The organism is Gracilimonas sp., from assembly GCF_017641085.1.
Lineage (GTDB): Bacteria > Bacteroidota > Rhodothermia > Balneolales > Balneolaceae > Gracilimonas.
On the sequence record NZ_JAEPPI010000003.1, the window covers coordinates 375407 to 398870 of the forward strand.

General features: G+C 47.6%; 18 protein-coding genes. 17 read left to right on the forward strand and 1 reads right to left on the reverse strand.

Translation table 11 applies throughout. From position 1 onward, the window contains the following. The first annotated feature begins 84 nt into the window (after window positions 1-84). The 3 genes from JJ941_RS12675 (at window position 85) to JJ941_RS12685 (ending at window position 3987) form a co-directional block, all read left to right on the forward strand. Window positions 85-2679 (forward strand): heavy metal translocating P-type ATPase, encoded by a 2595-nt coding sequence (locus JJ941_RS12675; protein ID WP_290965845.1) that lies wholly within the window; start codon window positions 85-87, stop codon window positions 2677-2679. 44 nt (window positions 2680-2723) lie between these two features. After that, window positions 2724-2900 carry a hypothetical protein gene (locus tag JJ941_RS12680; protein WP_290965847.1) on the forward strand — a complete coding sequence of 59 codons (177 nt, stop codon included), beginning with the start codon at window positions 2724-2726 and terminating at the stop codon, window positions 2898-2900. An 88-nt stretch (window positions 2901-2988) separates the two neighbouring features. After that, window positions 2989-3987 carry a sodium:calcium exchanger gene (locus JJ941_RS12685; protein WP_290965850.1) on the forward strand — a complete coding sequence of 333 codons (999 nt, stop codon included), beginning with the start codon at window positions 2989-2991 and terminating at the stop codon, window positions 3985-3987. Here JJ941_RS12685 and JJ941_RS12690 read toward each other — a convergent pair. Further along, entirely contained in the window at window positions 3984-4526 is a 543-nt protein-coding gene (locus JJ941_RS12690) for a signal peptidase II (protein ID WP_290965853.1), read from the reverse strand. The genes JJ941_RS12685 and JJ941_RS12690 overlap by 4 nt on opposite strands. A 123-nt stretch (window positions 4527-4649) precedes the next feature. Here JJ941_RS12690 and JJ941_RS12695 point away from each other — a divergent pair, with 123 nt between their 5' ends. The 14 genes from JJ941_RS12695 (at window position 4650) to JJ941_RS12755 (ending at window position 23458) form a co-directional block, all read left to right on the forward strand. Beyond that, complete coding sequence (locus JJ941_RS12695) at window positions 4650-4979, forward strand: metalloregulator ArsR/SmtB family transcription factor (RefSeq protein WP_290965856.1); 330 nt, start codon at window positions 4650-4652, stop codon at window positions 4977-4979. A 44-nt stretch (window positions 4980-5023) separates the two neighbouring features. After that, window positions 5024-7168 carry a cation-translocating P-type ATPase gene (locus JJ941_RS12700; RefSeq protein WP_290965859.1) on the forward strand — a complete coding sequence of 715 codons (2145 nt, stop codon included), beginning with the start codon at window positions 5024-5026 and terminating at the stop codon, window positions 7166-7168. A 105-nt stretch (window positions 7169-7273) separates the two neighbouring features. After that, window positions 7274-7714: a hypothetical protein gene (locus JJ941_RS12705; protein WP_290965861.1), complete on the forward strand. Its 441-nt coding sequence runs from the start codon at window positions 7274-7276 to the stop codon at window positions 7712-7714. Between the two features lie 126 nt (window positions 7715-7840). Further along, window positions 7841-10354 carry a cytochrome c biogenesis protein CcsA gene (ccsA, locus tag JJ941_RS12710; RefSeq protein WP_290965864.1) on the forward strand — a complete coding sequence of 838 codons (2514 nt, stop codon included), beginning with the start codon at window positions 7841-7843 and terminating at the stop codon, window positions 10352-10354. Between the two features lie 147 nt (window positions 10355-10501). Beyond that, the gene (locus JJ941_RS12715) at window positions 10502-10723 is read left to right on the forward strand and encodes an SHOCT domain-containing protein (RefSeq protein WP_026166649.1); all 222 of its coding nucleotides are present in this window, start codon (window positions 10502-10504) and stop codon (window positions 10721-10723) included. Between the two features lie 131 nt (window positions 10724-10854). Further along, window positions 10855-11340: a DUF411 domain-containing protein gene (locus JJ941_RS12720; protein WP_020403961.1), complete on the forward strand. Its 486-nt coding sequence runs from the start codon at window positions 10855-10857 to the stop codon at window positions 11338-11340. A gap of 49 nt (window positions 11341-11389) precedes the next feature. After that, entirely contained in the window at window positions 11390-12148 is a 759-nt protein-coding gene (locus JJ941_RS12725; protein WP_290965871.1) for a plastocyanin/azurin family copper-binding protein, read from the forward strand. A 152-nt stretch (window positions 12149-12300) separates the two neighbouring features. Continuing rightward, the gene (locus JJ941_RS12730) at window positions 12301-12744 is read left to right on the forward strand and encodes a TlpA disulfide reductase family protein (protein WP_290965875.1); all 444 of its coding nucleotides are present in this window, start codon (window positions 12301-12303) and stop codon (window positions 12742-12744) included. A gap of 129 nt (window positions 12745-12873) precedes the next feature. After that, the gene (locus JJ941_RS12735; protein ID WP_290965877.1) at window positions 12874-14571 is read left to right on the forward strand and encodes a cytochrome c biogenesis protein CcdA; all 1698 of its coding nucleotides are present in this window, start codon (window positions 12874-12876) and stop codon (window positions 14569-14571) included. Window positions 14572-14624: 53 nt separating this feature from the next. Continuing rightward, window positions 14625-16160: a multicopper oxidase domain-containing protein gene (locus JJ941_RS12740; protein ID WP_290965880.1), complete on the forward strand. Its 1536-nt coding sequence runs from the start codon at window positions 14625-14627 to the stop codon at window positions 16158-16160. A gap of 4 nt (window positions 16161-16164) precedes the next feature. Then, window positions 16165-17406 carry a DUF4105 domain-containing protein gene (locus JJ941_RS12745; protein ID WP_290965883.1) on the forward strand — a complete coding sequence of 414 codons (1242 nt, stop codon included), beginning with the start codon at window positions 16165-16167 and terminating at the stop codon, window positions 17404-17406. Between the two features lie 172 nt (window positions 17407-17578). After that, entirely contained in the window at window positions 17579-17782 is a 204-nt protein-coding gene (locus JJ941_RS12750; protein ID WP_290965884.1) for a hypothetical protein, read from the forward strand. Window positions 17783-18035: 253 nt separating this feature from the next. Further along, complete coding sequence (locus tag JJ941_RS15335) at window positions 18036-18398, forward strand: transcriptional repressor (RefSeq protein WP_342665930.1); 363 nt, start codon at window positions 18036-18038, stop codon at window positions 18396-18398. 659 nt (window positions 18399-19057) lie between these two features. Then, window positions 19058-23458 (forward strand): CusA/CzcA family heavy metal efflux RND transporter, encoded by a 4401-nt coding sequence (locus tag JJ941_RS12755; protein ID WP_103664466.1) that lies wholly within the window; start codon window positions 19058-19060, stop codon window positions 23456-23458. Window positions 23459-23464 lie beyond the last annotated feature (6 nt).

Genomic DNA, 23464 nt, shown 5'->3' on the forward strand with positions numbered 1-23464 from the left:
ACATAAGAATGCACCGTTACAGCTATTCACAAGCTGGATTAGGTTGAATCCTGGTTCAGCTTTTTTAACTCAAATTAGGACATTATGGAAAAACTTAAACTTGATTTACCTGTTTTATTGCCTGAAATACCTGATTTAAAAGATCAATGTGTGTCCAGGTTAACCGGAACCTTAGAGGGGCGGGAAGGTATTTTTCGGGTGCATGTCAAAAGCGAAGAAAATCCGCCCCAGCTTTGCATTCATTTTGATCCTGATGTCATTACACTGCATCGAATAAAAAGTATTGCCGAACAGACCGGGGCTCAACTGCACGATAAATTCGGTCACTTGTTGGTTGAAGTAGTTGGAAACAGACATGCCCGTCATGCCCGAAGCATTACCCGTATGCTAAATGAATTGGAGGGTGTAGTTGATGCCTTTGCCGGGTCCAGCGGATGGATTCGAATGGAATTCGACAAAAGCAAGACTACAATTAAAGATTTGATAATTTCTCTTCAAGATATGGGGCTCAGCATTAAGCCCGCATCACTCAAACACCGAAATGAAGAGGGTGAAACTCTTCTTAAGAAGGAATCTAAGTCATTGGATAGAAGCCAAAAAATGAACAATGATATAGAAAAACCACCTGCCAAAAATGAAGAGAATCATGAGGAAAGTGAGGCTAAACATGAAGATGATAGCCATGAGCATGATCAAGACCATGCTCATGAAGACGAAGAGTCGCACGATCATACCCACGCCCACGGCGGCATCTTCGGCGAAAAAACCGAGCTGATCTTTTCGCTGACATGCGGTGGGCTGCTTGCCACAGGTTTCGGCCTCTCTTATGTGAGCGCTATTCCCGGCTGGGTATCGCTGGTACTGTATGTGGGAGCTTACTTCTTTGGCGGATACTACATCGTTCAGGAAGCCTGGACCGAGATAAGGGCAGGCAACTTTCAGATCGATTTCCTGATGCTGGTTGCCGCGATTGGAGCTGCAATCCTTGGGGAGTGGGCTGAGGGGGCGCTTCTGCTTTTCTTGTTCAGCCTTGGACATTCCCTGGAACACTATGCTATGGGTCGGGCACGAGATGCCATCAAAGGGCTTTCTGACCTTGCGCCAAAAACCGCTCTGCGAAAAAAAGATGGAACCACCGAAGAGGTACCTGTTGAGGAGTTGCAGGTTGGAGATGTTATTGTGATCAAACCGAACAGTAAAATTTCCGCCGACGGGGTAGTTATCAATGGCGAGAGCAGCGTCAACCAGGCACCCATCACCGGCGAAAGCGTGCCCGTAGACAAGATGGAATATGACGATCCTGAATCCATCGATGAAGATGCAGATTCTATTGACGATAAGCACCGCGTGTTTGCCGGCACCATCAATGGAAATGGAAGTCTGGAGGTAAAGGTGACAAAACTTTCCAAAGATTCCACACTTTCTCGCCTGATCAAGCTGGTTAACGAAGCCGAAGCTCAGAAGTCGCCGACCCAACAGTTCACCGACAAATTTGAAAAGTATTTTGTACCGTCCGTGTTAGTATTAGTGGTGATATTGAATTTTGCTTTTCTGGTTATAGATGAATCTTTTTCAGCAAGTTTTTATCGGGCCATGGCGGTTCTTGTGGCAGCAAGTCCCTGTGCACTGGCTATTTCTACGCCCAGCGCAGTGCTTAGCGGTGTAGGACGAGCCGCAAGAGGTGGAGTTCTGATAAAAGGCGGTCGCCCCCTTGAAAACCTTGGAATATTAAAGGCGTTAGCTTTTGATAAAACCGGAACCCTCACAGAAGGCGAGCCCAGACTTACTGATGTGATCACCTTTGGTGATACGGAGGAAAACGAGTTGTTAAAAGTAGCTGTAGCTGTAGAAAGTTTAAGTGATCACCCCCTCGCTGATGCCGTGGTGCGTGATGGAAAAGAGAAGTTAGGGGAAACTGATTTTCCCGAAGCCGAAGATCTTGAATCCATTACAGGGCGGGGAGTAAAAGCAACGATTAAAGATATAACAGTGTATATCGGGAATGCGGAGCTATTTGAAGAGGCCGATGGCATTAAACTCTCTGAAGACCTTAAACGAAGTGTAGAAGAATTGGAAGGAGAAGGGAAAACGACTATGATTGTTCGTCATGGTGATCGATATCTTGGTATGCTTGGGCTGATGGATACCCCACGAGAGGATGCCAAGGAGGTTATTCAAAAACTGCGGGACATGGGCTTGACACACCTGATCATGCTTACGGGCGACAATCAGCGGGTGGCCGATGCTGTTGCTAAAGAGATCGGTATCGACGACCCAAAAGGTAATTTACTGCCTGAAGACAAGGTGGAAGCTGTCAAAAAGCTTCGTGAAGAGGAAGGCGACGTAGCGATGGTAGGCGATGGCGTCAACGATGCTCCGGCCATGGCCAACAGCACAGTGGGCATTGCTATGGGAGCAGCCGGATCAGATGTGGCCCTTGAAACAGCCGATGTAGCTTTAATGGCCGACAAGATTTCCGTTCTTCCGTTTGCTATCGGACTGAGCCGCAAAACCAAATCGATCATCAAGCAGAACCTGTGGATCAGCCTGGGTATGGTGGCTCTGCTTGTGCCAGCTACGATTTTTGGCCTGAGCATGGGTTGGGCAGTCATCGGCCACGAAGGGTCAACAGTAATTGTTGTTTTCAATGCATTGCGGCTGCTGGCGTATAAATCCTAAGAAAGTTTATTTTAATTATACGCCACTCCAAACCCGTGACATTTATGAAATGGACATTCGAAAATCATGAAATGGATTTAAAAAATTTAAATCCACAGGTAAGAAAGAAAGCCCTGGAAATTGCCAACCGTTTGATGGAGGAGGGCGATTATACCAAAGGAGAGGCTATCAAACAGGCGATAAAAGAAGCCCGGGAATGGTTTTTGGATATACAAGGATAAATATAAAATTCCATTTCTATCTTTATGTTTAAACCGCCTGAGCTCAAGAAATAACAGACTACGAGTAATTAACTGATATAGGTGCAAAATGAACGCATGGCTATGGGCTGGAGTATTGATTATAGCAGCCTGGGCTGCTCACTGGGGTGCTGATAAACTGCTGCTGCCTCTAAAGTTGTTACGTAAACAGTGGGGACTAACCGCTTCTGCCGGAGCTGCTTTTTTAGCCATCGTTACCGCAAGTCCCGAAGTGGCCATAAACATTACCAGTGCAGCGCGGGGTGTTTCGGATATTGGCCTGGGTAATTTGCTGGGATCCAACATTATTTCTATTCCTTTAATCACTACGATTGCTTATCTGGCATCCCGCAGGCAGTTTAAAAACAACCAACAGCATCAGAAACATTTGGAAGAGAATACGTTGGCGCTGAACAAACGCTCGGTGATTGTGCTCTCGTTGCCATACTTGGGTATTATTGCGCTGGTGGCCGTGCTGACCCTACCTGAAGGCTGGCGCGGACTCCAACCGGTAGACGGCTGGATTATGTTAGGAGCATACGCCGCCTTTTTGGCTCATGCAATCATAAGGGGCCGTAAAGAAGGAAAAAAGGTAAGTTGGGATAAAAAGGACATTGTACTTTCTGTGGCCGGGGCAGCAACCATTACCGTCGGCGCTTTTTTTATCGTTAAGGCAACGGAAAACATTGTTTCAGCACTGGGTATTTCTCAGATCATCGGAGGATTATTTATTACGGGAACGATGGTTACGCTTCCCGAAATTTTTAAGACCTGGAGCGTTGTAAAAGGCGGGGAAGTAACCGCAGGCACTACCAGCGTGATTGCCGATAATGCTATTACCATGAGCGTGGCCTTTTTCCCGCTGGCTCTTGTAAATACCCCGGTGGAGGACTTTCAGCTATACTGGGTAAATCTGGCATTTGTCGGTCTTATGCCCCTGCTTTATTCGGTCTTCGTCCATCAAAGCAAATCGCAGCACGGTTTTAGCAGTTGGCAGATTCTTGTGTTTGACACTGCTTATATCTTGTACATTTTAACCATGCTGTTTGTAGTACTGGATCTTTTTTAATCAGATTGGGCCGTTTTGAGATTCGCCGGTTCCGGTAACAGGCGCCGATTAAACAATAATAGCAGAATGATAGAAGTGCTTATAAACACGTCTGCCATATTGAAAATATATGGGAATACCGGATCACCGTTAAAAGAATAGGTAAAGTACAGAAAGTCATTTACGCGGCCCTGCAGGATATGTCCGTAGCCTTCTATTTTTGCCATAATCAGCCGGTCGATGATATTCCCCAGTGCTCCGCCCAGTATAAGTCCCATACAGAAAAGGTATCCTTTGGTTGCCTGGCTCAAATTCCTTGCTATGTAAATAAAAATACCGGCGACCGCCACAATGGAAATCAGGCTGATAGCCCAGGTGGGAAACCAGTCTATACCCAGGGCCATGCCGGGGTTTTGGGTATAGGCAAAGACCAGCCATCCGGGAATGACTTCCAGGTTCTGCAGGGACGGGGACGTACGAACCAGCTGTTTGGTGAGCTGATCGATGAGCGCTGCCAGCAGGGCCGGCGCAAGCAAGAACCACAATTTCTTTCTGTTCATAAGGGCTGATATTACAAATACATTGGAGTTAGAAGAATTTCCGGTACAACGATTGTATCGTTATGTTGTTTTAAATAATATATAACTATATATTTATATAAATATAACTAATCAACCTTTTTTATGCCTGCCATAACAGCTGAACTCGGTACCGAATTAAAATCGAAACTTTTCCGCGGCTTCTCCGACGGCTCTCGCCTTTCCATACTTGAGATTTTGCTGGAAGGAAATACCACCGTGGGTGAAATCGTGGAACGGACCGGGCTGAGCCAGCCGAACGTGTCCAGCCATCTGCGCTGCCTCAGCGAGTGCGGACTGGCCCTAAGCCGCAGGGACGGCCGCCATATCTATTACCGGGCCAGCGATTCCCGCGTGCACAAAATCATACAGCTTGCTGAAGAACTGCTGGCCGACAGCGCCAAAGGCGTATACGAATGCACCCGGTACGAATAGCAGAGCCGCCCTATGTTACCTATTAAAACTTGCACAAAGATCCCATGAAGAAAGAAAACAAACTGACTCCCCGAACAACTTCCCAACAGAAAGAAAAAGCCCGATTCCGTGTTTCCAATATTGACTGTGAGCACGATGCAGCACAGCTGCGGCGCCAGCTGGAAGAAACCGAGGGCCTGGCGGGGCTGGATATCCTTCCCAAGTCTGCCCGGGTCACTATTGATTACGATCCCGATCTTCTCAGCCCGAAAGAGCTCGAAAAACTGTTGGATGAGGCCGGGTTTCCGGTACAGGAAGACGGCATGCCTGAGCAGCCCAAACCGTGGAAAAACCCCAAGGTAGTCACCTCGGTTTTGTCCGGACTGCTGCTTCTGGCGGGCTGGCTGCTGGGCTTTGCGGGTATCCCGGAGGCGGTGTCAACCGGCATCTACTGGGTAGCCATACTCACCGGCGGATACTATTTCGGAAGGGAGGCCCTGGAGGATCTCTGGTTTGAGAAATCCATCGGCATTGAGCTGCTGATGAGCATCGCGGCGGTGGTTGCCGCGGTGATGGGCCAGCCCGCAGAGGGTGCCATGCTGGTGTTTCTATATTCCATCTCGGAGGCCGCCGAGGGCTATACCGAGGAGAAAACGCGTTCTGCGGTCAAAGCGCTTATGGACCTTGCCCCGAAAACCGCCCTCATTTTGCGCGACGGCCACGAAGAAGAAATACCTGTGGAAGAAGTCCGGGTTGGAGACCTTTTTCTGGTCAAGCCGGGACAGTCGGTGCCCACCGACGGGGTCATCCGGGAAGGAGCCTCCAGCCTGAACGAAGCCCCGGTAACCGGAGAAAGTACGCCGGTGGATAAATCCGAAGAAAGCCAGGTGTTTGCCGGTACCATCAACGGCGAGGGATTGTTAAAAGTAGAAGCTACCAAGACCACCGCCGACAACACCCTTGCACGGATTATTCAAATGGTGGAAGAGGCCCAGGAGCGGAAGGGCAAAAGTCAGCGGTTTATTGAACGCTTCGGCAGCCGGTACAGTCCGGCGGTGCTTGCCGCAGGAGTGCTGATCGCCATTATACCTCCGCTTTTGTTTAATGCAGGCTGGGAGACCTGGATCACACGGGCCACCGTTTTTATCGTGGCCGCCGCTCCCTGTGCGCTGGTTATTTCCATCCCCATTACGCTGGTGGCCACGCTTGGAACGGCCGCCCGGAACGGAGTGCTTATAAAAGGTGGAATGTATGCCGAAGAGCTAAGCAAGGTTAAAGTCGTGGCCCTCGACAAAACCGGAACGCTCACCTCGGGGCAGCCTAAAGTAACCGATGTGGTGGCATTTAATGGGGCTGATAAAGACCGAATTCTGAAGTTGGCTGCCGGGATCGAAAGTGGCAGCGAGCACCCATTAGCTCAGGCCGTTGTTGCCTACGGGAAAGAAAATGAGATTACCCCCGCCCCGATAACCGGCTTCCAATCATTAACCGGAGCGGGAGCGAAAGCAACCATTGACGGACTAACCTGGTATATCGGCAGTCCCGGCCTGTTCGAACACCAATTGGGGGTATCCCTGGATGAATACAAAGCGAGAATAAGCCGCCTGCAGGAAGATGGAAAAACCGTCGTACTGGTCGGCCGTGAACAGTCGGTACTGGGATTAATCGCCATCCGGGATACCATTCGCCCCAAGGCCAAAACCGTAATTCACGAATTGCATGAAGCAGGCATCGAAAAAGTGGTCATGCTTACCGGCGATAATGAACGTACGGCCCGGGCCATTGCCGGAGAACTGGGCATCGAAGAGGTGTTTGCCGGGCTCAAGCCGGAAGACAAATCGAATATTATACGAGAACTCTCTGAGCGCTATGAACATATCATCATGGTGGGTGATGGCGTAAATGACGCCCCGGCGCTGGCCGAGGCCACCGTAGGTGTAGCCATGGGCGCCGCCGGAACCGATGTGGCGCTGGAAACGGCTGATGTGGTGCTGATGGCCGACGACCTGGAAAAACTGGTCTATGCGTTGAAGCTTGCAAAACGGAATCAAAAAGTGATCAACCAAAACCTGGCCCTTTCTGTTGTCGTTATAGCCGGATTAATTATCGGTGCTGTTACCGGGTACTTTACGCTCCCAATAGCAGTAATAGGGCATGAGGTCAGCGAGTTTATGGTGATCGGAAACGGGCTGCGCATGCTGCGTTCCTGAAAAAAGCTAAACAAGGCTTTATAAAGCTATAGGAACTTTTATTATGGTTCAGGTATTCTTAACTTTGTGATTGTTTAAGCCAACCTCATAATGAACTTCTTCCGGTTGACGAAAGATTTTAAAAAATATCGTATCACGGCAACCGCACTGCTTATGGTGCTGGGCATCCATGTGGTTATGCCTGTGGCTGTTCTGGCAGCAGGCTACTGCAACGCTGAATCAAATGCACCGGCTGACACCGAAATTTTGATTGAAGACTGTTGCGATCTAAAACGCAACAGTGCAGCAGACCGAGATCAGGATATTGTGGGTAACTGCACCTTCGAGCGGTTCTGTAATTCTCTGCCGGCCCATTCATTTGGAGAACACAAAAGCTTGCTGCCGTCAAAAAAACAAAGTAATCCTTTACCGGCGATATCCGGCTTTGTTCATACACTTTATTCTGTCGATAAGAACCGGGAAACGTTCAGCCACACTTCTTTAGATACTTTATTACTCTATCCCGGCCCGCCCGTCTTTTTGCTGAATAGCACCTTTCTGAAATAGCCGGCGTTTTGAACAAATCATGAGCCTTTTCCAGGGCTTGTAAGTGATTTTAAATAATCAGTAATCACAATATTCTACACAATACCGCTTTCACTAAATTATTTTTCATTCCTAATTTAAATACACATGCTTGGCACCATCGGTAAAATTCTTATTAACGTTGCTTTTTTATCGGCAATTCTATCCCTGATCGGCTATTTCCTGTATTCAAAAGAGGAAAATAAACGATTTCTTACCCTGTCAAACTGGTTGTTTGGCCTCAAAGGGCTATTGATTCTTGCCGCTTCAGGGATTCTTATCTACCTGATTCTTGGCCACCAGTTTAACTATTACTACGTTTATAATTATACCAGCAGTGATCTTCAGCTCAAATACCTGATCTCTGCTTATTGGGGCGGACAAGAAGGGAGCTTCATGCTATGGATTCTCTTCTCTGCACTTACGGGATTTGGCCTGATGAAATGGGTGCGCGAGCCCTACCGCGGGCCGGTACTGTTCTTTCTAACGCTCAATCAACTGTTTTTACTGTCGATGATTCTTGGCCTTGATTTCGGCTCGTTCAAAATTGGAGCGTCTCCTTTTCGAACCCTGGCTGAGGCCATGCCCAATGCCCCGTTTATCCAATCTAACCCTGATTTTGTGCCAGCCAATGGTAAGGGGCTGAATGATTTACTGAAAAGTCCGTGGATGATTATCCACCCGCCAGCACTGTTTCTGGGTTTCTCTCTGATGGCCGTACCTTACTGCTTTGCCATGGCGGCCCTGTGGAAACGCAAATATCACGAGTGGGTTAATGCGGCTCTTCCGTGGACGCTTGCGGCCAACCTGTCACTGTTCGCCGCCATCTTTCTGGGCGGTTACTGGGCGTACGTTACGCTCTCGTTTGGCGGTTACTGGGCATGGGACCCGGTTGAAAATGCCTCTTTTATTCCCTGGTTGATCGGTACGGCCGGCATACATACCATGCTTATACAACGAAAAAGCTCCACTTCGCAGAAAGCCTCTATCATTCTAGCCATGCTGGCATACGTGGCGGTAGTCTATGAAACTTTTCTGACTCGATCAGGGATATTGGCCGATTCTTCCGTCCACAGTTTTGTGGATCTGGGATTGTACAATCAGTTGTTGCTATTTATGGTAGTCATTGTGGGTGTGGGCATCGGTATGCTGATTTATCGATATAAAGACCTGCCCTCCCAGCAAAATGAGTCCAGATTCCTCAGCAGGGAATTTATGACTTTTGCCGGGGCCATGGTACTATTCCTGATCGGGATGGTGATGGCTCTCGGTACCAGTTCTCCCATTATAGGGTGGCTGTTTGTGGAAAATCCTACGCCGCCGGAAATCAGTTTCTATAACGAGTGGACCACTCCGCTGGCTATTATTGCAGCCATATTGACTGTCATCGGTCAATACCTGTTCTGGGAACGCCACAGTGCAGAATCATTGGCTGAGGAACTTCTATGGCCCTTAGTCGGTGCCTCTATTGGCACCATTGCCACTATTGTGATTGGTAATGTCCGTGATTTATACTACATGATTTATCTGCTATCGGCCTGGTTTGCCCTGTTTGGTAACGGTTTTGTCATGTTCCGGCTAGCCCGCAGGAAGCCCCGCCTGATCGGTGGATCTCTGAGCCATATCGGTTTTGGGATCCTGCTGTTGGGATTCCTGGGCTCTTCAGCCTATCAGAGCAATCTGCTTGATATGCAAACGCGAAACTACAACGTCGCTGTCAAAGAGGGCGAAATCAGAGACAAGGAGGGTTTTACGGTTTCAGAGCCGATCACCCTTTTGGAGCTTAAACTCAATGAGCCGAAAGTAGTGAACGATAAATACCTGGTTACCTACCAGGGCTATACCCTTCGAAACCAGGATCGGCCCGGCCAGCAGGAATATAAGATCAAGTTCGAAAACATCAATCAAAATGGAAGCGGAAACGCCTTCTATCTATATCCGCAAGTGTATCCTATGTCATCGGCCGACAAAATTCAGTGGTCGGTAGATGTGGACGTAAAAGCCGGACTACTTAGCGATGTGTATTTATATGTGGCCGGCAGTTCATTTGTGGAAGGTAAAAATGAAGAGTACAAAAAGATGAAGAACCTTCGTAGCGGGAATAATATTCAGCCCGTCTCCCAAGAGGGCCTAGAAGCTGAGCAGGACACTGTACCTACCCAGAAAATTTCCCTTGCACGGGGAGACTCAGTTCGGATGGGGAATTATACCTTTATCTTTCAGGATTACAGCCCCGTAGATCAATCTCAACTTCCCGACAGCACCTCCATCGCTGTACGTGCTTTGGTGGATATCATGTATGATGCCAGCCAAACCCCGTACCGCACACAACCCTTATTCGTGCTTTATGCTAAGGATGGTAAAAACTGGGTGTATTCCCCGCCTGTTAAACTTGCTGAACATAATATTGAAGTTCAGTTTACCAGCATAGAGCCGGAAACGGGAAAAATTGAACTGACCATTGAGGGTATTAGCGAAAAACCGAAAGAAGAGTGGGTATTGTTGATGGCCGAAGAAAAACCGTTTGTATCGCTGGTATGGCTGGGCACCTTTGTGCTGATGGCCGGATTCAGCGTATCCATCCTCCGGCACTGGGATCGTGAACGGAAAAGACACCGATAGCAAGATGAAGAAGAGCGAGGGCTGAATTGATTACTCCTCCCTTGCACGAAACCCATCGCGGCAGGCACGGGTGACGCCAGCCTGCCGTTTATAACTATATACAGGTGACCCGATATATCGGGTCGTCTCAACTAAACCAATAAAACTATGATGGACTGGTCAACTTTTTGCGGAGGCGGTATGCTGATGATGATTGCGTGGTTAACACTGATTGTTCTGGGCATTGTAGCCCTGGTCAAATGGATATCGGGAACAAAAGGCGAGGACTCAAAACCTGATTCAGCGCTTGAAATATTGCGCAAACGATATGCCAGCGGAGAAATAACCAAGGAAGAATTTGAAGAACGCAAACAGAATCTTAACCAATAACAAAACGAGGAAAAGTTATGGACATGGATAACAATGATGATGGGCGGTGGCAGTCAGAACGGGAAGGACTGAGTAGAAAATAAAATTTCTGTTTTAAATAGTTATTTAATCCATAACAAAAGAGGAATATCATGAAACACATAAAACAGTTCTTGCCATTCACTCTTGTTCTTCTCCTGGTGGCAGGTATATCGGCCTGTTCCCAGGAAAAGCAACCCAACGCAGAAACAAAGCATTCATCGGCTGCCAAAACAGTCAGCGTAACCATGTACAAAAACCCAAACTGTCAATGCTGTTCTAAATGGGCAACATACTTGGAAAACAATGGGTTCTCAGTTGAAGAAATACCGACAGATACTCTTGCTTCCGTCAAGAAGCAGAAAGGCGTCCCTGATCAATTAGGGGCCTGTCATACGGCGGTGATCGACGGGTATGTAGTAGAAGGTCACGTACCGGTAGAGGCGATCAACAAAGTGCTAAAGGAACGCCCTGAGGCCAAAGGCATTGCCGTACCTGGCATGCCGGCTCAATCCCCCGGGATGGCGGAAGTTCCCGGACCGGTTGATGTATATTTCTTCAACGGACCAGACCAAGTGGCCTATTTTGACAAGTTCTGACTAATTAAAGATGATTACCTGTTTTAACTCCTTTTACCCCTAATATGCGATGACATCTAAAAATAAACTTAAATACTTGTTTATTCTGGGAGTGTTGATTGCCGCCGGTTTCGCCCTGGCGGATTCTCTGGGCTTTTTTAACCCGAAGCCCTACACGGCGGTAAACCACGGCTCGCATAATCACTACGTGCCGGACAACCGGGATTCCGGTGTTGGTATCAACCGATTTCCCATGGAGGAACCCGGACCCGGAGAGATGATTACCCCGACGGGGCAAATCGTAAAGACAGCCGAATGGGAACAGCAGCAAAAGACGGCCGCCGAAAGCTCTGAAAAGGGGAAGGCAACCGGTGATAATATTCGAACCATTGATATCACCGGTACCGACCAGATGAAGTTTGTTGTTGAAGAGGAAGGAGAAGGGCTTGCTACGGGAAGTTCTATCAAAACCTTCAACGGTAAATCCTACTTGATGCTGAATCAGATACAGGCCAAGCCTGGGGAACTACTCAAGATTCGCCTGAGAACGCTTAGTCAGCTCAAACCCCAGATGATGGCACATAACTGGGTACTGCTGGACCAAGGCGTTAATGCCCAGGCGTTTGTCAATGCGGCCAGCCGGGAAAACGACTACATCCCCTCCACCAGAGAAAAAGACATTATCGCTAATACCGGAATGGCTGCCGAGGGAGAAACTGTAGAAATTTCTTTTACCGTCCCTGATGAACCCGGCCAGTATGAATTCCTGTGTTCATTTATGGCCCACTTCGCCGCGGGCATGCGGGGACAATTAATCGTTCAATCATAAAACAAAATGATATTATGAAGTACTTAATACTTTCAGGATTAGTGGTTTTTTTGACCGCTTGTGGTGCTAAGCAAGACGAGTCTCAACAACAAGGTACGTCTGGACAGACCGAGACTCAGCGCGTCGAGCGGCTGGATCCGGCTTCCGCACCGTTGCACCGGGCCCAAAAAGAGGCACCGGCCACGGATTTCGAAGTGACACTTTTAAGCGGGGAAACCTTTAGGCTTTCCGACCAAAAAGGGAAAGTCGTCTTGATGAACATCTGGGCTACCTGGTGCCCGCCCTGCCGCGAGGAAACCCCCGAATTAGAGGAGCTATACCGAAAATATAAAAATGAGGGATATGTCACGCTCGGGGTCTCCATCGATGAGCAGGGTGAATCGGTAGTGCGCCCGTTTATGGAAGAGTTCGATGTCACGTATCCGATGTACATCGACACCGACGGTACCGTCATGGACAAGTACGGCCCTACCATGGGCATCCCCACCACCTATATTATCGGCCGGAAAGGCAACATGCGGTACTTTACGGTAGGTGCGGTTACAAAAAAAGAGCTGGAACCGAGGATTAAAGAATTGTTGGCAGAAGAAAGCTAAGTGTCAACTATTAAAATCTTTCAACGCCCTATGAAAATACACCAATTCATTATAGTTACACTGTCTGCCCTGCTTTTATCCGGATTAGGGATTATAGTTACAGCCCAACCGACGGGCAGCACCGGAAAATTGGCCACCGAGATCCGGCTTTCTCAAAATGTGGTTCCGGCCGGAGATTCCGTTGCCGCCGCTGTGGTGATGAACATTGATGAGGGCTGGCACGTTAATGCTCACCAGCCCACCCTCGATTACCTGATCGGTACGGAGTTAACCATTGATGAGCAAGCCGGTTTCAGGGTTTCAGGAATTCAATATCCGGAGTCAGAGGAATTTAGCTTTGCTTTCGCCGGGGAACCGCTGGATGTGTATCAGGGCGGTGCTCCCATATTTTTTACCCTGGCAACAGCCCCCGCCCTGGCCCCCGGCTCCTACACCCTTACCGGCAGCCTGCGCGTGCAGGCCTGCGATGACAAATCCTGCCTGGCGCCTTCCACGCTCGATATATCCATTCCTGTGGAAGTTGTGGCGGCTAAAACGGCCTTCAAAACGATCAATCAGGGACTGTTTACCGAATATTCTGGCAGAGAAGGGTGGGACTCCCCGGCTTCCCTGACCGACAATTCCATCGCCTCCATGTTCAGCGAACGGGGCACGATTCTGGCTTTTCTGGGGATATTCCTGATCGGACTGGCGCTCAACCTCACCCCCTGCGTCTATCCCATGCTGTCGGTGACAGTCTCTTTGTTCGGCGGGCAGGCGGAAAAAGAAACCCGTACCCGGAAGACGTTTATGATGGCCTCGATCTACGTGCTCGGGATCGTCAGCATGTACAGCGTGTTGGGCGTGGCGGCCGCCTACACCGGCAGCCTGTTCGGTAATTGGCTTCAGAGTTCAGCGGTTCTGGCAGGAGTCGGTATTATCCTATTGGCCATGGCGCTGAGCATGTTCGGACTGTACGAACTGCAACCCCCGCAATGGCTGATGCAAAAACTGGGCAGCGCCGGGGGCAGCGTAGGCCCGGCCGGCCATTTTCTGTCCGGGGTGATGGTGGGCATTTTTGCCGCCCCCTGTATCGGTCCGCCGGTCATTGCGCTGCTGACCTTCGTGGGCGCCCAAGGCGATCCGCTGTTTGGTTTCTTTACCTTTTTTGTGATGGCCCTCGGGCTTGGGCTTCCGTATCTCATCCTCGGCACCTTCAGCAGCCTGCTTTCCAAGCTGCCGCGATCCGGCCAGTGGATGGTATGGGTGAAAAAAGTGTTTGGCGTGGTACTGGTCGGCGCTGCTCTGTTCTTTCTGGCACTGGCCTGGTTTCCGAAATATGTGCTGTACACCCTGCCGCCAACGCTGATCCTGGGTGGGATCTACCTCGGCTTTATAGAATCATCGGGCCGCAACCGGAAGATTTTTTCGCGCGTGAAGCGGGTGGTGGGTGTTGCCGGTATGATAGGCGGACTGCTTATCATTGTAAACCTGACAAAATCTACCGTTCAGTGGGAGTCCTATCATCCCGACAAACTGGAGGCAGCCGTTTCAAAAGGAACGCCGGTGGTGCTGGATTTCACGGCCGACTGGTGCGTGCCCTGCCTGGAACTGGATCGCATTACTTTTACCAATCCGGATGTGATTGCGGCATTGCAGCCATACCGGACAATAAAAGTGGATCTCACCGATTACGGATCGCCCGAAGCCGAAGCGCTCCGCAAACAGTTCGATGTGGCCGGGGTGCCGACGATTATTTTTCTGGACGATGAGGGAAATGAAATTGAGGAGGCCCGCATTACCGGGTTCGTAGATGCTGAGGAATTTTTGAAGCGAATGCCTGAATAAAGGATTGAAAATTAGACAAGAAACAAACACAGAAAATTAAATACAAAGCCGTCATGAAACGTAAAGAATTCCTTAGACTTGCAAGTATCGGAACCGGAATAGCAACACTTTCACCGGCCCTGCTGGCCTGTAGCCCGGAGGGGAAAAACAGCATCATCTTTCCGGAGGATGCCTTTAGCCGTCCACTGGCATTTCCGGAAGAGATTCGTGCCACCGATTTTGAGCTGGCTGCTGAAACCGCCCGGAGAACACTGGCCGGAGATACCGCCTCGGATGTCTATACCCTGAACGGCTCGCTGCCCAGCCCTACCATCCGTGTGAAGAGGGGTGAAAGCCTGGCTATCGACTATCAGAACCGCATCGACCAGGAAAGTATCATTCACTGGCACGGGCTGATCGTCCCGCCCGAGATGGACGGCCACCCCAAAGACGCCGTGCAACCCGGACAAACCTACAACTACCGGTTCGATGCGGATCAGCGGGCAGGCACCTACTGGTACCATCCGCATCCCGACAAGCTGACCGGACCGCAGGTTTACCGGGGACTGGGCGGTTTTTTCATCATTGAAGACGAAGAAGAGCAGTCGTTCAATTTACCGTCCGGTGATTACGAACTACCTTTAATCGTTCAGGATAAACGCATCAGCGACCGGGGCCGCATAACCTATAACCTGAACAGGATGGACCGGATGATGGGCTTCTTTGGTAATTCCCTGCTAGTGAACGGCATACAGGCACCCTACCACGAAGTAAGCAATCGCTTTTACCGGCTGCGCCTGCTAAACGGCTCCAACGCACGCATCCTGGATTTTTCCTTCAGCGACAACAGCTCGTTTTATGTAATTGGAAGCGACGGCGGGCTGCTCGACGGGCCGCATGAAATACCGTCTATCACCTTGGCACCGGGCGAACGGGCCGACCTGCTGGTGGACTTCAGCGGCTATAACGTGGGAGAGAAGGTTCAGATGACCGCCGAACCCCGAAACGGTATGGGCGGGATGATGAACGGAGACGGCGGTGGCATGATGGACGGGAGAGGGATGATGAGAGGCTCCGAAAACAGGAGGGGGATGCGTGGAATGATGGGCAGAGACAGACGTAATTCTGAAAATGGCGGAGCCTTCCTCGAATTTCGTATCACCAAAGAGGAAGATGATTCCTTTCGTTTGCCGCAAATACTTACAGAGCTATCATTTCCCAACGAAGATGACGCCGGCCGTACCCGCCGCATCGAACTGACTATGAAGATGATGCAGGGGGCGGCTATCGATGGTAAGTTTTTCGAGATGCTGCGGGTGGATCAAAAAGTTCAGCAAGGCGCACTGGAGGTCTGGGAGTTCAACAACCGCACGATGATGGCGATGCCGCATCCCATGCACCTGCATGCCACCCAGTTTAAGGTACTGGAGCGCAGCGGCGGCAGCCTGGCCCCGCACGAGCGCGGCTGGAAAGATACCGTCCGCGTGGATGCCGGAGAAACCGTGCGGGTGCTTACCAAATTTGATGCTGAAAAAGGGCTCTACGTTTTTCACTGCCACAATCTGGAGCATGAAGACAACGGAATGATGGCCAATTTTGAGATTATATAAAGCCATGCTCGTTTTAACTGTTGATCAATGTTTCATATACAAATACAAAAAGTTCTGCATCCTGCTGGCGGTATTTTTTGGGGGTTTAACCGTCCCGCTTTGGGCACAGCAGGCACAACTTTCTGATAAGACACAGGTAAGCCTTATCACCGCCTCGCCGGGCAATGAACTCTATACAATTTTCGGCCATACAGCGCTTCGGATTTCCGACCCGGTCAACAACATTAACCGCACCTACAACTACGGCACCTTCGATTTTGATACAGACGGATTCTACTGGAAGTTTGCCCTTGGCAACCTGCAATATTTCCTTTCGGTAAACCAGTTTGAAAATGCAAAAGAGGGTTATCTGAAGGCCGGTCGCGCCATCACCGAACAGAAGCTCAACCTGAGCCCGCAGCAAACCCAACAGCTGTTCCGCTATTTAGAAAACAATGCAAAACCAGAAAACCGGTACTATTCTTATGAGTTCTTTTATGACAACTGCACCACGCGGGTCTATGATGCCCTCAACACAGTCATCGGTGATTCGCTCCGGTTTCAAAAACCACTAAATCCAGCAAAGAATAGTTTTCGGCAGTTTATTAATCCCTACCTGAAATCCGTTTCCTGGGTAAAATTTGGGATTAACTTGCTGTTGGGTACTCCCGCCGACCGCAACCCACCCGAGTCGGAAACGCTGTTCTTACCCGACCTGTTAAAAGAGGGATTTTCACACGCCCGGATTCAGCAAGCTGATACAAGTCTTGCCTTGGTTTCAGAGCAGAGATTTTATGCCCCTCAGAAACGGTCTGTCATTAGTCCTGCGAGTGTAAGCCCCACTTTAAGCTTTTGGTTTTTGCTGATTACAAGCCTGCTTGCCGGGTTTTTCTATAGAACTAGTCACACATTCTGGTTTTGGTTCGACCGTCTGTTATTCGGGATAATTGGGTTGATTGGAGTGTTGATCATTTTTTTGTGGCTGTTTTCTTCGTATCCCTCCACCAAATGGAACTGGAATATACTATGGTCTGCCCCGGCCTTGACGGCCTTTATATTTTCTTTTACAGACAGTAAACGACTTTCAGGAAGTTATAGGGTTTGTTTGGTACTATATGCAGCTATTCTTCTGCTCTTTCTCCTAAGCTGGTCATTTATTCCTCAACAGATCCCCTCTGCAATTTTGCCTCTTCTTTTTTTGTTGGGATTTCGGAGTATTAAAAAGCAATCCGAATCAGTAAATCAGGAAAGGGTCAATGTGTTATAGCTTGCCAATCTTTCACTTATTTAGAATTTTGGAAACGTCAAGATAACTGCTCTGAACCCATATGTTTTGGCTCTATGTTGATTGGTATGGGTAAAGAATAAAAGTACCCCTGTTGTCCGGCCGCTCAACCTGAGTTTTTAAGAGCTTTCTCCAAAGGAACGCCTCCGGTGTCATGTCCGTGTTCCGTTGCCGGTTAGTGGTTACCTGTTCGGATCCTGATCCGGCACTCTGCGCCTGCACCATCGATCAGATGGGTGATCCATCAGATCGAATCCGGGAATGTGTAACCTGCCTCCTCGGTCTGCCGGCTCCGGGCCGTCTGACCGATTGCCGGATTCGGGCACCCCGGCTTGTTATTATCTCCAGCGGACGTTAATCTGCTTTACCAGTGGCAAGCTAACATTCAATTACCCATACCAATCAACATAGAGCCTATATTTTTATCAAGATCAATAAATATGAGTTTCAAAGATTTTAGTGGTAGTTTATCATAGAATTGATATGATTTATACCGGCGATTCGCCCTTTGTATAAATATTACTTGTACACATTAATCAACGAATATTATTTCAATAAAGATGACTATTCATGAAAAAAGATTGCAGAGCAGAGATATACAACCGACCGCTATGCGCATGCGGATTCTTCTTTTCATGGCTGAAACAAAGTCGGTAATAAGCCTATCAGATCTTGAAGAAAAGTTTACCCATGCAGATCGAACAACGCTTTATCGTACCTTAAAAACATTCTTAGAACATGGTTTGGTGCATCAAATAAACGATGCAAGTGGGATAACTAAATATGCCCTTTGTTCTGAAAACTGTACCTGTTCGTACCCGGATGATGTGCACGTTCATTTTTATTGTTTATCCTGTGAACAAACATTTTGTTTTCCACATCTTGGCATTCCTAACTACGATCTGCCCGAAAATTTTACTCCATCCAACGGCAATTTTGTGATAACCGGGAGTTGTCCTTCCTGTTCTTCCTGATCTTTGCAATTGAGTTGCATTACAAATAATCCTTATTATCTGCATTCTACTTAATCACAATATTTCCCCTTAAAGAATTGTATTTTTTCAGAGCATACATACGTAATCTGAATGTTGCGACAATCGCATCTTTTCTTTTTTCATGGGCAGGGTTTTTCTTTTTTCTACCCTTAAGTGTTTCTGTATTAGCAAGTACTCATGATGTTTCCTCTACCTACAACTTAGATAAAGGCTGTTTTGAAATTGTATTACAACATTCAGAAGAGACTAATTCAGGGTACAAAACAGTTGAAAAAAAGCACCATCAATTTCAAAATCAGTGCTGCTATGATGATGCACTGTTAAGAAATGAGTGCCCGGACTGTAAGTTTATGTTTCCAATCATTCCTTATTTGTTTGGGAACTATGGTGAACCTGTTTTTCAAATTACGTTACCTGTATATCTAAAAGACAACTTATCCCCTCCAATAACTCTTAAAGTTATTAAAGTCACGCAACTTCTGATTTAATACCTGCCTTTCTCTATTTAGCAGAAACAAATTCTGCCCCATCCATTTTTTTCAACGAGCTGTTTAACCTCTGGTCATTCTGTGGTTTCAGCCAAAGTATTTGAAAAAGATCGGCATCAAAGACTAATCTATATTCACACAGCTGTAAACATGATCAACAAAATTATTGCCTTTTCGATTAAGAACAAGTTTATCATCGGCTTGTTTATCCTGTCTCTAATAGGAGTAGGATTATATTCTATGATGACCATTAATCTAGGTTCGGTTCCTGATATTACAAATAATCAGGTACAGGTGATTACGGTATCGGAAAATCTATCTACCGAAGACATTGAACAATTTGTAACCTATCCCGTGGAGCTTGCCATGGGTAACCTGCCAGGAGTAACTGAAATCCGTTCGGTATCCCGATTCGGGTTATCCGTGGTTACCATCGTTTTCGAAGATGATATGGGTACCTATTTACCCCGGCAACTGGTACAGGAAAAACTCAGTGAACTGGGCGAAACGATCCCCGAGAATTTTGGAAGTCCATCCATGGGGCCCATTTCAAGTGGATTAGGCCAAATTTACGAGTACTCCATTCAGGTGGACCCTGCATATGAAGATCAATATACGCCTGATGAATTGCGCACAATACAAGATTGGATTATTAAGCGCCAAATGGTGCTCCTGGAAGGGGTTATAGAGGTCAACTCCTTCGGTGGAGGCATCAAACAATATGAAGTAGCCATAAGTCCTGATAAACTAAATGCAATGGGAGTTAGTATTTCAGAAGTATATGAGGCAATGTCCAGGAATAATGTAAATACCGGCGGGGCCTATATCGAGAAAAACAAGATGGCTAATTTTATTCGTGGCGAAGGATTGATACGCAGCCTTGAAGATATAGAAAACATTGTAGTCAAGAACGAAAACGGACTACCCATCCTAATCAGAGATGTAGCAGAAGAGGTTACCTTTGGAACTCAAATTCGTTATGGAGCTTTTACTCAGGATGGTGAGGAAGCAGTAGGTGGCATTATTATGATGCTGAAAGGCTCAAACCCGAATGCAACCATTCAAAACGTTCAGGATAGAATTGCTGAAATTCAAAAGTCACTGCCTGAAGGTATAAAGATTGAGCCTTTCCTTGATCGAAGTGCTCTTATTGAACGAACCACCAGTACAGTTACCACAAACCTGGTGGAAGGTGCATTGATTGTAGTTTTCGTTTTGGTAATACTCTTAGGAAGTTTACGCGGAGGGTTAATAACCGCCTCACTTATTCCGCTTTCCCTTCTTTTTGCTTTTATAATGATGAAGGCCACCGGGGTGTGGGCCAATCTAATGAGCCTTGGAGCCATCGACTTCGGTATTATTGTTGATGGAGCCGTAATTATAGTGGAAGGCACGGTTCATGAAATTGAAAAAAGGGTGAAATCCGGAAAACGTGCTTTTAGTAAAACACAGATGAATGAAATTGCCTACAAGGCAAGCAGCACCATGATGAATGCTGCCTTCTTTGGACAGTTGATCATCCTTATTGTATTTGCCCCTATCCTGTTTCTGGAAGGAGTAGAAGGTAAGATGTTCCGTCCTATGGCATTCACCTTTGGGTTTGCTGTATTAGGTGCTATTATTTTATGTCTTACCTATGTACCAATGGTCTCGGCACTGTTTATGAAACCCTCACAAAATAGAAAGGGATGGTTTGCCCGGTTCGAGCGAGGCCTCGATCGGGTCAGCAACAAACTTATATCCTTTATTCAGAAGGGCTACGATCCGGTTATCCAATGGTCGTTAAAGCGAAAACCTGTTGTGATTGTAGCTGCCATACTGCTTTTTGGCGGTGCGATGTTCACCTTTTCGAGAATGGGAGGTGAATTTATTCCACAACTGGATGAGGGAGATATTGCCATGCAAGCCCTATTCCGTCCGGGCAGTGGATTATCAGAGGCGATCGATCAATCCAAGAAAATTGAGACGACACTGCTGGAAGAATTTCCAGAGATAGAAACAGTAACAGCTCGAATTGGGGTAGCTGATATTCCCACTGATCCTATGCCCATGGACATTGCCGACATGTACATCATTCTGGACAAGAATAAAGAAAACTGGATCTCTGCCGAATCTAAAGAGGAGCTGATAGAAAAAATAAAGAGTAAACTCGATCAGACCATGATAGGTGTGAATTTCGTTTTTACCCAGCCGGTAGAGCTTAGGTTTAACGAACTTTTGGAAGGTGTTCGAGAAGATATCGCCGTAAAGCTATACGGAGACGACATAGATGTATTGGCTGAGAAAGTTCAGGAAATGGCTCAAATTATTCAAACTATTCCAGGGGTGGGTGATGTGAGTCCCGAACGTACGGCTGGACTACCTCAAATGACCGTTAGGTATGACCGGCAAAAAGTGGCTCAATATGGACTGGATATCACGAAGCTCAATCAATACGTAAGTTCAGCTTTTGCCGGAGGTGTTGCTGGAGTTGTATTCGAAGGCGAAAGACGATTTGATCTTGTGATCCGCTTTGATGAAGCTCATCGTACTGGCATTGAGGATATTCGCAATCTGTATGTAGATCTGGAAAACGGTGCACAGGTGCCGGTTAAAGAAGTGGCGGATATCAGTTATCAGCCGGGGCCTATGCAGATCTCGCGAGATAACACCTTTCGCAGGAGCTATGTTGGTGTGAATACACGCGGGCGGGATGTGGAATCGGTGGTTTTGGATATTCAAGAAAAACTGGAGGCCGAATTGAATCTGCCGCCGGGTTATTACATTACTTATGGGGGTGAATTTGAGAATCTGCAACGGGCCAAGAACCGATTGGCTATTGTAGTGCCTATAGCCCTGTTTCTTATCTTTGTGCTACTGTACTTCGCACTAAAATCGTTCTCACAGTCGGTAATGATCTATCTGGCTATTCCCCTGGCTTCTATTGGAGGTGTCTTCTTCCTGGCTTTACGTGGAATGGACTTCAGTATTTCTGCCGGAGTTGGTTTCATTGTATTGTTCGGAGTGGCTGTGCTAAACGGCCTTGTGCTCGTCAGCCGGTTTAATTCATTAAAAATCGAAGGTGTTATGGATTTACAAGAACGAATTTTGACAGGTACCAAAGAGCGACTTCGCCCCATTTTATTGACCGCTACGGCGGCTATTATGGGTTTTCTTCCGATGGCGTTTTCAACAACAGCCGGTGCTGAAGTACAGCGGCCGCTGGCCACTGTTGTAATCGGCGGGTTGATTAGCGCCACGCTGCTTACGTTGGTCGTGCTGCCCATCCTTTATGCGTACATAGAAAAGCGTAAAATGAGAAAACACAAGCCGGGTAGTACTTCTATGGCCTCCGTTGTGTTGCTGATTATTGGTGGAAGCCTGCTGCTTTCTCCCGATTCTGTACAGGCTCAGGAACAGGTGCTGAATGATACCCTCCCGCAAATTGCGCTGGATCAGGCCGTTCAAAAAGCGATAGCAAATTATCCTTCTCTTGAGGCAGCCAGGCTTGGAATTGACAACAGGAAGGCTCTTCAAAAAACAGCCTGGGACTTTGGCGATACGAACCTCTTTACCGGAGGTGAAGAGTTCGGCAACGGTTCGGACGGTGTTACTACAAAATTTGGCATTCAGCAGCAGTTTGATCTGTTCGGTGTTTTACCAAGGCTAAATCATCGGAATGAACAAACAGAACTTGCCAGGCTGAACTATGAATTGTCTGAGTTAGAGCTCAGGCTCCGGGTAAAGCAGGACTGGTCAACGGTTTTCATCGCTAAACAACAATATGAGATCTATAATCGCCTGAACCAGCAATTCAGGGATATTGCTAGGGCTGCGGAAATAAAATTTGAAACGGAGGAAATTTCCCGGCTGGGATATCTTAATATCATGAATCAGGCCAACCAAATTACCATACAAACAGAACAAGCCTTCCGCGATTATGGGGCTGCTGTTCGAGCTTTTAACAAATGGTTTGAGGGGGACTCGTTATACACGGTTCAAAGTGTTTCAGCCGAACAGCTTGTTCAACCTTTACAGGTAGATTCTACATTCGACCATCCGCTGATTGCTTTATATCAACAAAAAATTGACGTGGCGGAAGCATCGATTAAAGAACAAAGAAGTCAGTTTTTACCAAGTTTTCAAGCCAGTTATGGCTGGCAGGAAATAGCTGGGCAAGGTGGCTTTAATTCCTATGAGATCGGGATCAGACTTCCGGTATTCTTCTGGTCTAAGGCCGGGAAAACTCAATCCGCCCGGATTGAACGAAATATTGCCCGTCAAAACCTAGACCAGGCTCAGAGAGAATTCAACAGTACCTATAACAGTATCCGGGAAAATTATCAGAAATGGTTGCGCTCGTGGGAATATTATCGACAGGAAGCACTCCCTCTTGCCAAAGAACAACAGCAAGGTGCCATCACCTCTTATGAAGAAGGAGCCATAGACTATGTGGCTTTCTTTCAAAGCATCAGAGATGCCATTCGCATTGAAATCGACTCATGGAATGCATTTGGCAATTATCTGAATAGCCATTTCCAATTAGAATACTACCTCAACAAAACTCAATAACAGATT